The following is a 10,842-nucleotide window of genomic DNA, read 5'->3' on the forward strand; positions in this document are numbered from 1 at the left end:
CGCCGGTTCGTGATCCGCTCAGCGGATGACGTAGACCTTGCCGTCCTCGATCTCGACTGCGTACGTCTGCAAGGCGATCGTGGCGGGGAAGCACAGCGGCCGGCCGGTCCTGACGTCGAAGCGGGCCATGTGGAGCGGGCAGAGGATCTCGTCTCCTTCCAGGTCGCTGTCCTCGCCCAGTGACCACTGCTCGTGGGTGCACGAGTCCGCGGTCGCGTAGAACTCCCCCTCGTCGCTGCGGAACAGCGCGACGGGGACGTCACCGTCAAGCGTGCGGGACGTGCCTTTCCCCATCTCGTCCACCGTGCAGGCAAGGTGACGTTCCATCGTGCTGAGGTCCTCTCTAACGCGGGGTCCAGGGCCAGTACTTGGCGGTGGCGCCGCCGTCCACGGTGATGTTGGTGCCGGTGACCATCAGGGACTCGTCCGCGGCGAGGTAGACCAGCGCGGGGACGTAATCGCTCGGGGTGGGCAGCCGGCCCATCGGGAACTGCCCCGTGAAGTCCATCGGGTAGGTGCCGGTGCCGGGCCGGCCGAGCGCGTCGGCCATCCGGCGCGCGAGTTCCGGGTCCTCGGGCTGGGTGGCCGTAGGGGTGAAGCCGTTGACCCTGATGCCGTGTTCGGCGAGTTCCATCGCGGCCGAGCGGGTGAAGTTGATCAGGCCGCTCTTGCCCGTGGAGTAGCCGATGTTCCCCGGCTGTCCCTGCCAGGCGGCGGTGGACAGGACGTTGATGACGCTGCCCGCCGTGCCCGTGCGGATCATGCTCTCCGCGACCGCGCGCGTGAACAGGAAGGCGCCGCCGAGGATGATGTCGAGCTGCCGCCGGTACTCGTCGACCGGCATGGTGAGCAGGCCCTTCTGGTTGAACCAGACGGCGTTGTTCACCAGGATGTCGACCTGCCCCCAGCGGTCGGTCGCCAACTCCACCACGGACCGCGCGTGTTCGGGATCGGTCACGTCACCGGTTACCGCGAAGGCCTCGCCGCCGTCGGCCCGGATCTTCTCCACGCAGGTCTGCGCCGTCGGTTCCGAGACGTCGGTGCACACGACCTTCGCGCCCTCGGCGGCGAAGCCCTTCGCTATGGCACCGCCGATGTTGGGGCTGGTGCCGGTGACGATCGCGACCTTGCCATCGAGCCTGTTCACAGGATGACGCTGACCTTCCCGTGCGGACGCAGTGCGTCGAGATCGAGCACCGCCTTGCGCTCGACGAAACGGAATCCGCCCCGGCCCGAGCCGTCCTGGGGTTCGAGGATGTGGCGGTACTGGCCGATGTAGGTGTCCAGCGTTCCGTTGCGGACCCGGTGCACCGCGAAGTTCGCCCGGACGCCGAGAAGGCCGTCCTCGCGCTCCGACACCCGTATGTTCCCGACCAGTCGGCGGGTCCGCGAGTGCGGATACTCCGCGTGCGCGGCACGGGTGAGCAGGGAGTTCACCCGCTGCTCCAGCAGGAAGCAGTCGTCCTGGACCAGAAAGAGGTCCTTGGCGGGGTCGCCTTCCGGGAGGTCCGTGGAAGGCACCAGGTAGTGCCCCTCGGGGGTGAAGAGCTCCAGCCACTCGTGCAGCCGCCACTGGTCGAGGAGTTCGGCCTCCTCGTAGAGGAACCGCTCGACGGACCGTACGAGGGCATCCGGGATCGCCGGCCGGGTCGCGGGCGGTGTCTGGACTTCGGTCATGGTCAATGCTCCTGTCCGGTCGGCGTCAGCCGGCCACGCGGCCCATCAGGGTGCGGCCGACGACGATGCGCTGGGCCTGTCCGGAGCCCTCGAAGATGTCCATGATCTTCACGTCGCGGTACCACTTCTCCAGCAGCAGATCCTGGCTGGTGCCCTCCGGTCCGAGCAGTTGGATGCACCGCCGGATCACCCGCTCGCAGGTCTGCGGCGAGTAGCCCTTGCCCATCGCCGCCAGGGCGCGGTCCGGCTTACCTGCGTCGACGAGGTACTGGGCCTTGTAGTTGAGCCTGCGGCCGCGCTCCAGCGCGTGGTTCATGTTCGTCAGTTCGGCCTCGACGGCCGACCAGCGCCGCGGTGTGAATCCCGCCTTCTGTCCGGCGAGGATCTCGCCGGCCACGTCGAGCGAGGCCTGCGCGAGACCGGTGGCGAGGGCCGCCATGTTGGGCCTGTTGTAGGCCAGGGCGCCCAGCGCGCCGCTCTGTCCGCTCCGTTTGGCCGGGACGGACCCGTCGGCCGTCCAGCCGAGCCGGTTCTCCAGCGGTATGGCGCAGTCGTCGAACGCCAGCGCCGACGTGCCCCAGCTGCGGATGCCGAGCTTGTGCTCGTTGGGCCGGGTCACGACGAAGCCGGGGGTGCCCTTCGGCACCACGAAGGCGTTGATGCCCTTGGCGCCGAGCGACTTGTCGGTGGTGGCGAACACCACGACGTACTCACTGCTGGCGCCGGAGCTGCAGAAGATCTTGCTGCCGTTGAGGACCCAGCTGTCGCCGTCCCGGGTCGCGGTGGTGGCCACCATCGAGGTGTCGGTCCCGAACTGCGGTTCCGTGAGGGCGAATCCGGTGGGCAGTCCGGAGGACACCACCGGCTCGTACCACTTCTCCAGCTGCTCGGGGGTGCCCATCGACTCGACGACGAGGTGGCCGATCCCGGAACCGAGGGTCGGCGAGACCCAGATGTCGCCGTAGCCGATGCTCTCGGTGAACACCAGCTTGGTGACCCAGTAGCCCTCGTCGAAATCCGGCACCTGCCCGGCCTCGGGCTTGTCGACCCGGCCCAGCGGCACCGGTGAAGTGTCCAGGATCTCCGGCCAGTTGGCGGGCGGCGCGTGCCGGTCGTCCGCCTCTCGGGCGTACGGACGGCACTCGGTGGCCGACCACTCTTTGACGGCCCGGCCGTAGTCGACCAGCGGCTTGCTCAGCGCGAAATCAAGGCTCATGGGTTCCCTCAGCTCACAGCGCCGGCTCGAACGACGAGCACAGCGGGTCGAAGTCAAGTGCGGACAGCGCGGCGGCCGTTCGATACCACAGCTCCACCGGGTGCTCGACGATGAAGCCATGTCCGCCGAGCGTCTGGACCGCGGTCCTGGTCGCCTCCGCGGCGACCTCACCGGCGTAGTTGACGACCCGGGTCACCGTCTCCGTTCGGTCGCCGTACTCGCCGCCGTCCAGCAGCGTGGCCGCCTCCGCGATCTCCAGCCGGGCCGCCTCGATCCGGATCTGCGCCTCCGCGAGCGGGAAGGACACGCCCTGGAACCCGGCGATCGGCCGGCCGAAGGCGATCCGTTCGGTCGCGTACTGCGCGGCGTACTCGACCGCGCGCTGCGCCGTGCCCACCTGCGCTGCGGCGACGGCGAGCCGGATCCGGCCGACGGTGTTCGCGAGCGCCACCGCGTCGTCCTCGGCCACACCGACCAGGTTGTCCGCGGGGACAGTGACGTCGAAGGACACGGTCGCGGTCGGCGCGGCGTCGAGGGCCAGTCCGCGACCGTCCGCCGCGATCACCACTCCGGGGTCGGACGGCGGGACGAATACGGCCCGCAGTTTGCCTGTCTCCGGTTCGACGCCGACCACGATCAGCGGGTCGGCCCGGTCGGCGAAGGCGACGGCGACCTTGCGCCCCTGCACGCGCCAACTACCGTCCGCCGTACGGCTGATGGAGGTCGTGAACTCGGCGGGCGCGCGGCCGTGCCCCTCGTAGAGCGCGACGGCCGCCCGCGAGTCCGGGTTCCCCGCCAACTCCCGCAGCAGGGCGGTCTGTTCCTCGGTGCCGTGCCGGGCGAGCAGCAGCGCCGCCGACCCGCTCCAGATCGCGGCAAGCGTGATCCCTGCGTCCCCGTACGCCAGTCCCTCTACAGCGATCATCTGGGTGACGGTGTCCGGTATGCCGCCGCCCCCGAACTCCTCCGGCACGGGTACGGTCAGGCCGGTCTCGAACAGGGTCCGCCATACGCCCTCGGGCACCGCCTGTTCCGCCTCGGCCTCGCGGGCCGCGGGCGACAGCAGTTCGAGCCCGAGGCCGCGGGCGAGTTCGGCCACCGCGAGGTGTTCCTCGGTGGGCTCCAGATCCAACATGGTCTCTCCTCCTGACGCTGTTACTGCGCGGTGGCGTGGTCGGGCGACTGCCTGTTGCCGGTGTGCACGCCGTCGAGCGGCGCGTGCTCCTCGGGCGGCAGCTTCTCGCCGGTGATCAGCTCGTTCCAGCGCCGCCACCAAGTGCGCATCTGGAACTCGTCCGAGCCCGTCGGGGCCGACCTGCTCATGCCCCGCGACACGTCCGACCAGGGCAGTTCGCGCTGCGCGGCGTAGGACCGCTGGCAGGTCTCCAGCGCCTCCACGTCGTCCGGGGAGGCGAGGCCGCCCGGTCCCCAGAAGGTGAGGAAGTTGTCCAGGCGCTGCTTGTGCAGTTCCTCGCCCTCCTCGGGCGGGGCCAGGTGCCAGGCGGTGACCTCCATGCAGTCCGGCGCCAGCGGCTCGATCCGGCGGACCACCACGCCCATGACCAGGTCGATGACGACCAGGTTCGGGAAGATCACCATGTTCCGGGCGCCCCCCATCCGGTCCACCCAGGCGTCGCCGTACTTCTCCCGGAACCGGTCGAAGCGCTCGGTCTTCTCCGCCTTGCCGGCCTCGGACAGCGGACGTCCGAAGAGTCCGCCGGTGCTCGGCTCGCCGGCTATCGCCACATGGCCGTTGCCCAGGTCGATGCCCCGGGACTGGCCGAGCGCGGTCGGCGCGAAGCCGCCGTGGGCCGCGGTCATCATCTCGAAGTAGCGCTGGTGCGTGGACACGGCGTGGTAGCCGTCGACGCTGTTCTCGACGAGCAGCTTCCAGTTCGCCTTGACCGAGTACTCGTGGGTGCCCTCCAGGATCCGCATGCCGGCCTCGGACTGGTCACAGACCAGGTCGAGGAGATCCTTGGCGCCCGCGAGATGGGTCGGCAGGTCGACGATGCCGGGATCGAAGCTGACGAACACGAATCCGCGATACGAGTCCACCTTCGCGGGCGCCGCCAGGGACGGCCGCTCGAAGTCCGGGCCGTACCCGTCGTCACCCGGTACCGAGACGAGATCGCCGGAGCTGCTGAAGCTCCAGCCGTGGTAGAAGCAGGTCATGAACCGTGCGTTCCCGCCGGACTCGCGGCACAGCATGGCGCCGCGGTGGGGGCAGGAGTTGACCCATACCCGCACCTTTCCCTTGGCGTCCTTCGCGAATATCAGCGGGCGACCGGCCACCGTACGGGTCTTGAAATCGTTCGGCTTGCGCAGTTCCGTCTCATGTCCGATGTAGAGCCAGCTGTGATTGAAGATCAGCTCGCGTTCCCGGGCGAACACCTCGCCGTCGGTCATGGTTTTCCGGTTGACCCGGAAGCGCGGCATTTCCCGGTCATCGACAATGTACTCAGACACCGGCATTCATCCCTTTCCTCGCTCTGACGGCTACGGTTCCGTACGGCCGACGGTCCGTCATCCTCTGGTTCCGGCGGCCGGAACCACCCGGAGATTCAGCCACTCGACCGTCCGCTGCCAGGAATCGAATGCCGCGGCGTGCGCGAGCACTTTCGGCGCGTCACGGTGGAATCCCGCGCCGACGCCCGGATAACCGACCGTCTCGGAGTGCACCGGCGAGCCGGAATCCAACGCCTCGCGCAACTCCCGCACCGCTTGCGGAGGTACGTTCCCGTCGAGGTCGCCGAACAGGCCCAGCCACGGTGCCCGCAGCGGGATCGGCGGGACCTCGACGCCCGTCGGCGCGACGCTCACCGCGCCGCCGAGACCGAACTCCGCCGACGCGAGCAGGGCGACCCGCCCGCCGAAGCCGTACCCGACCAGGCCGATCTGCTCGGCAGACCACCCCCGCTCGCCCAACCGGCCCAGCAGCGCGGCGACATCGCGCAGCAGCTCGTCGTCCCGCGCGGGCCCGGGGGACGACAGGTCGACGGCGAGCGATTCATAGCCGTGCTCGGCCAGGCCGTTCATCACCTCAGGAGCGTCCTGTTCCAACGCGTCGGCGTCGCAGAGCACGACGACCGCGCCGCGCGGCACCCCTCCGAGCTTGATCTCCGCCACCCGCAGAACACCCCGGGGCGATGCGACCTCCGATATCTCCGGTGCAATCCTCAGGAATTCCACGCGGTCTCCATTTCAACTTCGGTCGAAGGGGAGTCCGAACGGGGCGTCTCCCAGCAGTTTGTCGTCGGTCAGGGTCTGGATCTCGGTGTCGCTGTAGCCCAGTTCGTGGAGGACTTCGTGATTGTCCTGTCCGAACAGCGGAGCGTTCCTGGGTGTGGACGCCTCGGGTGCGTGCGAGAACCGCATGGCCGGTCCGATGTGCTTCACCACGCCCGCCACCGGGTGGTCCATCTCGTACACCCTGCCGCGGGCGACGAGTTGCGGGTGCTCGATGAAATCGCTGCCGACGGCCATCGGCGCCGACGGAACACCGATGCCTCTGAGCATGGCCACCAGCTCGACCGAGGCGGTCGTAGCGCACAACTCGCCCAGCCGTACGTCCAGTTCGTCGTGGTGCCGCCGACGGCCGGCGAGGTCGGCGAGCCTTTCGTCACCGGCCCAGGCCTTGAGAGCGGGCAGAGAGGTCAGTGCCTCCCACTGCTCGTCCGTCCCCACCGAGACGGCCGCCCAATTCCCGTCCGCGCACCGGTACATGCCCTGGGGTGCGGCGCACAGGCTGCGGTTTCCCGTCCTGGTGCTCACGCGGCCGGTGTACGAGGTCTCGATCACGGGCCTGGCGGTGAGCTGCGGGGCCACGTCGCAGAGCGGCACCTCGATGAACGCGCCCTCCCCCGTGCGCTGGTGGCGAAGGATCGCGGCGACGGTGACGAACGTCGAGACCAGCGCCGCCAGCGGGTCGACTATCGTGCCGCTGAGCAGGGGCTCCCCGTCCGGGTGGCCCGACATCTCGCTCAGCCCCGAGGCCGCGTCGGCGGTGTACGTGAATCCCGGCCGGTCACGCCACGGGCCGGTGAGGCCCCAGGCCGGCATGCGCACCATGACGATGTCGGGCCGCAGTCGACGTACGCCCTCGTGGTCGAGCCCCCGGCTGTCGAGGACACGCGGTACGAAGTTCTCGACCAGCACGTCACTGCTCGCGATCAACTTCTTGGCGATCTCGAGGCCTCGGGGATCGGAGAGGTCCACGGTGATCGCGCGCTTGCCGGCGTTCGGGCCGATGAACTGCCCCGACCGCTCCCAGAATCGGTCGACGGTGGGCGGGCATCCGGTGAACCGGATCAGGTCGGGGCGGCTGACGGCCTCGATCTTGATCACGTCGGCACCGAGCGAGGCCAGCGCCGCCCCCACCAACGGCCCCGCCTGGAACGTCCCGAACTCCACGACCCGCAGCCCCTTCAGAGGCCGGCGCGGATCCACCCCCTTACCGGCGGGCTTCGGCCGGGCCGGGCGGGCTCCCCAGTCCGTGCCGTTGTCCTCGCCGACCCGCGGCAGCGGCTTCGGGGCCCAGTCGCCCTCGTGGTCGATCCGGAACGGCGGGCGCGGCTGAAGGAATCGGCCTCCGCCCGCCTCGTTGTGTATGTAGGTGTTCCGGCTGGCGTACGGGATCAGTTCGGACAGCGTCTCCGGCGTCCCGACCGGCACGATCGGCACGCGGTGCGCGGCGCCCATCTCCACGAGCTCGGCGATCGTGTGCCGCTCGGTGAATCTCCGTACCAGCGGGGTGATCTCCTCGCTGAGCTTCACCCGGTGGCTGAAGGCGTCGAAGCGCTCGTCGTCGAGTTCGGGTACGCCGGCCATCGCCTTGAAGCCGTTCCACTGCGGCTCGGTGACGCTGACCACGCAGATCCAGCCGTCCTTGGCCCGCTCGATGCCGGGCACCGCGTTCTGCGGAATCGAGTAGGGGTAGTGGTGCTCCACCTGCGCGAAGAGCCACGGGTACTGGAGCAGCGCGATCAGCGCCTCGAACCTGGACACGTCGATGTCGATCCCCGGCTCGCCGGCCCGGTTGCTCAGCAGGCCCATGACCGCTCCGACGGCCGCGCTGAGACCGCCGGTGAGTTCGGCCAGGTCCACGCTCGTGGCGACGGGTGGCCGGTCGCCGGTGGCACGCAGCACCGTGAGCCCGGCCTCCGCCTGAAGCGTGAACTCCGTCGCCGGCGCCGACGCGGCGGGACCGTCCAGGCCATAGTCCGACAGCGTGACGACGACCAGATCGGGGTTGCGCTCCCGCCATCCGGCGATCCGATGGCCGGTGTCCGCCTCGTCGCTGTCTCGGATGACGATGTCGACGCGGTCCGCGAGCAACGTGAGCAAGGAGAGCGGACCGGGAGTCACCGACCGCTTGCCCGCGTGCAGATACGCGGCATACGCCGGATCGCTGCCCCGCAGCGGGTCGCCGCCCGGCTCTTCGATCTTCACGACGGTCGCCCCGGCGTCGACCAGCAGCTTGCCACAGTAGGCCGTCGAAACGCGCCGGCCGATTTCGACCACGGTTATGTCGTCGAGCATGTTCGAGTCTCCTGTTTCCCGTCACGTGAGTGATCTACCGATCCACCCCGTTCCCGCTATTCCTGGCTGACGAGATCCGGATTCTCCGGCCGATGCTTGGACACTCCTGCGGCATCAGCCGTCCGCCGGGAAACGATCCCGTCCCGGAAGAACTCAAGGAAAACCGGGTTGAACACATCCGGACGGTCCGTCTGGCCCTGATGGCCGCATTCCTCCGGGTAGAAGAACTGAACGTTCGGCAGCGCCTTCTCCTGCTCGTAACCCCACTCGACCGGGGTGAGCACGTCATCCATTCCGTAGAGATAGATGCCGGGAATCGTGAGCTTGTCCAGCCTGCCCTTGGTGGACAGCCGGGCGGCGATGTTCGGGTCCTTCCAGGGAATCGTCCGGGAATACTGGAGAATGCTCGGGAAGAACGCCTTGTGCGCCTCGAAATGGCGCTGGCCGGCCTGGTACCGCATCTCGATCACGTCATCGCTCACGGCCTCACTGCGGTAGATGATCGCCGACATCATGCGGCGCATGCCTTCCCGCGTGCCGTCGTAGTGCGTCAGCTCAACCTTGGCCGGGGGCTTCTTCCCCGCCGGGACGACGTCACCGACATCTCCCGCGATCAGCACGAAGCTGAGCACCCTCTCGGGGTGGGCGACCACATAGTTCGTGGTATTCATGCACCCCATCGAGTTGCCGGCCAGGTGGAACCTGTCCAGTCCAAGCGCCGTGACGAACTCCTGGATGAAGTCGACGTGGCTGTGCACCCCGGCGGGCCAGTACTCCCTGGCCGTGTCGGACAGACCGAAGGCGGGCATGTCGGGGCAGTACACCCGGAAACCGTTCTCGCCGAGGAACGGCGCCATGAACCGCCACCCCGCGGTCCCCGACGACCCCGGCAGACCGCCGTGCAGCAGCACGACCGCGGGCCCGGTGGTACCCGACGTCATGTAGTGCGCCTTGGCGCCGCTGCCCAGCCGGATCCAATGGCTCGCCATACCCGGTACGTCGATGATTCCTTCTTCTGTCAGTGCCATTCCTTCGTACTCCTTTGTCGAGAAATTCAGCGGCGGCTCAGCACGTAGGCCTAGTACGTCACGGCAAGGCCGATATCGATTTCCCTGATGTCGATCCTTTTCGCGACAGCCTTACGGCATTTCATCAATGTCCGCGGATCGTCGACGACGACGGCTCCTACGACCGTTCCCTCACGATCGACATAGACAGCGGCGAGGGAATCCTGATCGATACCACCGCGCACCGCCTTGACCTCACCCATCGCCGGTCTACCGGTGATCTGAATCCGCCGCCCGTACTGATCGGACCACACATAGGGAACCTGGGCGGGTGGAGCGGGTTTTCCCAGAATGCTCGCCGCTACGATCGCCGCGTGTTCGTTGGCATTCGTCCAGTGCTCGATACGGACGCCTTTCCCGTAAAGAGCGTGCTGCCACCGAGCCACATCCCCGGCCGCGTAGATGCCCGTCCTGCCCACGACCCTCAGGTTCGCGTCGCACTCGACCCCGTCCTGAATCGGAAGCCCGGAGGACTCCAGCCACTGGGTGGCGGGTCGCGCCCCGATCCCGACGACCACGAGATCGGCGGGCAGAACGCGGCCGTCGGACAGCGCGACCCCGGTCACCCGACCCCCGGCGCCCTCGAAGCGGGAGAAGCGCACCCCGCTGTGGACGGCGACGCCGTGAAGCTCATGCAGCCTCGCCAGCATGCCGCCCACCTCGGGCCCGAGAACGTGCGCCATCGGGACGTCCTGGGCCTCCACGACCGACACCTCGACGCCATGGGCCCGGGCCGCCGAAGCGAACTCGGCACCGATGAACCCGGCACCGATCACGACCACTTGGGAGGCGTGCGCCAACTCTGCTCGCAGTGCCAGGCCATCGTCGGCGGTCCGGATCGTGTAGACGCCGGCGAGCGGCTCGGCCCCCGGCAGCGTCACGGGCTTGACCCCGGTCGCGATCACCAACTCCGTGAACGCCACCTCGTCTCCGGCGTCGGTGACCACGACCCGCCGGGACGGATCGAGGGCGACGGCGCGTGTTCCCAGCCGGAGGCTGACATCGAGGGCGGTGAGTTCGTCCCCGGACAGCAGCGGCACCGGTGCCGCGTCACCGTCCGGCGCGAGCATCTCCTTGGACAACGGCGGCTTGTCGTAGGGATGGTGGGGTTCCTCCCCCACGACAGTGATCCCACCGTCGTACCCCTCGCGTCGGAGGGCCTGTGCGGTTCGCATGCCTGCGGCTGAGGCGCCAACAATCAATATGGACACGCCGACAGTGTTGGAGCGGGGTCGCAGGGGCCACAACGACGAGTGCCACTGGCCGGAACTGCGGCTCCCGTCCCGCTCGGCCGACGCCCAGAATCCCCAGTGGATCAATCCGGCTGAAGAGGAGCGCGGG

The 10,842-nt window shown here is 68.7% G+C and carries 10 protein-coding genes; all 10 read right to left on the reverse strand.

Going from position 1 to position 10,842, the window contains the following annotated elements; genetic code table 11:
* Nucleotides 1–18: 18 nt before the first annotated feature.
* The 10 genes from SPR02S_RS44340 to SPR02S_RS44385 all read right to left on the reverse strand — a co-directional run bounded on the left by SPR02S_RS44340 (nucleotide 19) and on the right by SPR02S_RS44385 (nucleotide 10,712).
* Nucleotides 19–327, reverse strand: coding sequence for a non-heme iron oxygenase ferredoxin subunit (locus tag SPR02S_RS44340; RefSeq protein WP_019063496.1), 309 nt, complete (start codon nucleotides 325–327; stop codon nucleotides 19–21).
* Nucleotides 328–343: 16 nt separating this feature from the next.
* Complete coding sequence (locus SPR02S_RS44345; protein ID WP_019063497.1) at nucleotides 344–1,147, reverse strand: SDR family NAD(P)-dependent oxidoreductase; 804 nt, start codon at nucleotides 1,145–1,147, stop codon at nucleotides 344–346.
* Complete coding sequence (locus SPR02S_RS44350; RefSeq protein ID WP_019063498.1) at nucleotides 1,144–1,677, reverse strand: aromatic-ring-hydroxylating dioxygenase subunit beta; 534 nt, start codon at nucleotides 1,675–1,677, stop codon at nucleotides 1,144–1,146. Before SPR02S_RS44350 ends, SPR02S_RS44345 begins: the two co-directional genes overlap by 4 nt.
* 25 nt (nucleotides 1,678–1,702) lie before the next feature.
* Nucleotides 1,703–2,893: an acyl-CoA dehydrogenase family protein gene (locus SPR02S_RS44355; RefSeq protein ID WP_019063499.1), complete on the reverse strand. Its 1,191-nt coding sequence runs from the start codon at nucleotides 2,891–2,893 to the stop codon at nucleotides 1,703–1,705.
* Between the two features lie 13 nt (nucleotides 2,894–2,906).
* Nucleotides 2,907–4,028: an acyl-CoA dehydrogenase family protein gene (locus tag SPR02S_RS44360; RefSeq protein ID WP_019063500.1), complete on the reverse strand. Its 1,122-nt coding sequence runs from the start codon at nucleotides 4,026–4,028 to the stop codon at nucleotides 2,907–2,909.
* Nucleotides 4,029–4,048: 20 nt separating this feature from the next.
* Complete coding sequence (locus tag SPR02S_RS44365; RefSeq protein WP_019063501.1) at nucleotides 4,049–5,368, reverse strand: aromatic ring-hydroxylating oxygenase subunit alpha; 1,320 nt, start codon at nucleotides 5,366–5,368, stop codon at nucleotides 4,049–4,051.
* 51 nt (nucleotides 5,369–5,419) lie between these two features.
* Nucleotides 5,420–6,022, reverse strand: a complete 603-nt coding sequence (locus SPR02S_RS59295) for a dienelactone hydrolase family protein (RefSeq protein ID WP_019063502.1) — start codon at nucleotides 6,020–6,022, stop codon at nucleotides 5,420–5,422.
* A 75-nt stretch (nucleotides 6,023–6,097) separates the two neighbouring features.
* On the reverse strand, nucleotides 6,098–8,434 hold the full coding sequence (locus SPR02S_RS44375; RefSeq protein WP_019063503.1) for a CaiB/BaiF CoA-transferase family protein: 2,337 nt from the start codon (nucleotides 8,432–8,434) through the stop codon (nucleotides 6,098–6,100).
* Between the two features lie 56 nt (nucleotides 8,435–8,490).
* Nucleotides 8,491–9,462 (reverse strand): alpha/beta fold hydrolase, encoded by a 972-nt coding sequence (locus SPR02S_RS44380; protein ID WP_019063504.1) that lies wholly within the window; start codon nucleotides 9,460–9,462, stop codon nucleotides 8,491–8,493.
* 50 nt (nucleotides 9,463–9,512) lie between these two features.
* Nucleotides 9,513–10,712 carry an NAD(P)/FAD-dependent oxidoreductase gene (locus SPR02S_RS44385; RefSeq protein ID WP_026151436.1) on the reverse strand — a complete coding sequence of 400 codons (1,200 nt, stop codon included), beginning with the start codon at nucleotides 10,710–10,712 and terminating at the stop codon, nucleotides 9,513–9,515.
* Nucleotides 10,713–10,842: the final 130 nt, after the last annotated feature.

Source organism: Streptomyces prunicolor NBRC 13075 (assembly GCF_000367365.1).
Classification (GTDB): domain Bacteria; phylum Actinomycetota; class Actinomycetes; order Streptomycetales; family Streptomycetaceae; genus Streptomyces; species Streptomyces prunicolor.

What these genes read in the sequence shown, in the direction of transcription:
- SPR02S_RS44340 (WP_019063496.1), bottom strand. Translation starts at nt 327, where the DNA reads ATGGAACGTCACCTTGCCTGCACGGTGGACGAGATGGGGAAAGGCACG.
- SPR02S_RS44350 (WP_019063498.1), bottom strand. Translation starts at nt 1,677, where the DNA reads ATGACCGAAGTCCAGACACCGCCCGCGACCCGGCCGGCGATCCCGGAT.
- SPR02S_RS44355 (WP_019063499.1), bottom strand. Translation starts at nt 2,893, where the DNA reads ATGAGCCTTGATTTCGCGCTGAGCAAGCCGCTGGTCGACTACGGCCGG.
- SPR02S_RS44360 (WP_019063500.1), bottom strand. Translation starts at nt 4,028, where the DNA reads ATGTTGGATCTGGAGCCCACCGAGGAACACCTCGCGGTGGCCGAACTC.
- SPR02S_RS44365 (WP_019063501.1), bottom strand. Translation starts at nt 5,368, where the DNA reads ATGCCGGTGTCTGAGTACATTGTCGATGACCGGGAAATGCCGCGCTTC.
- SPR02S_RS44375 (WP_019063503.1), bottom strand. Translation starts at nt 8,434, where the DNA reads ATGCTCGACGACATAACCGTGGTCGAAATCGGCCGGCGCGTTTCGACG.
- SPR02S_RS44380 (WP_019063504.1), bottom strand. Translation starts at nt 9,462, where the DNA reads ATGGCACTGACAGAAGAAGGAATCATCGACGTACCGGGTATGGCGAGC.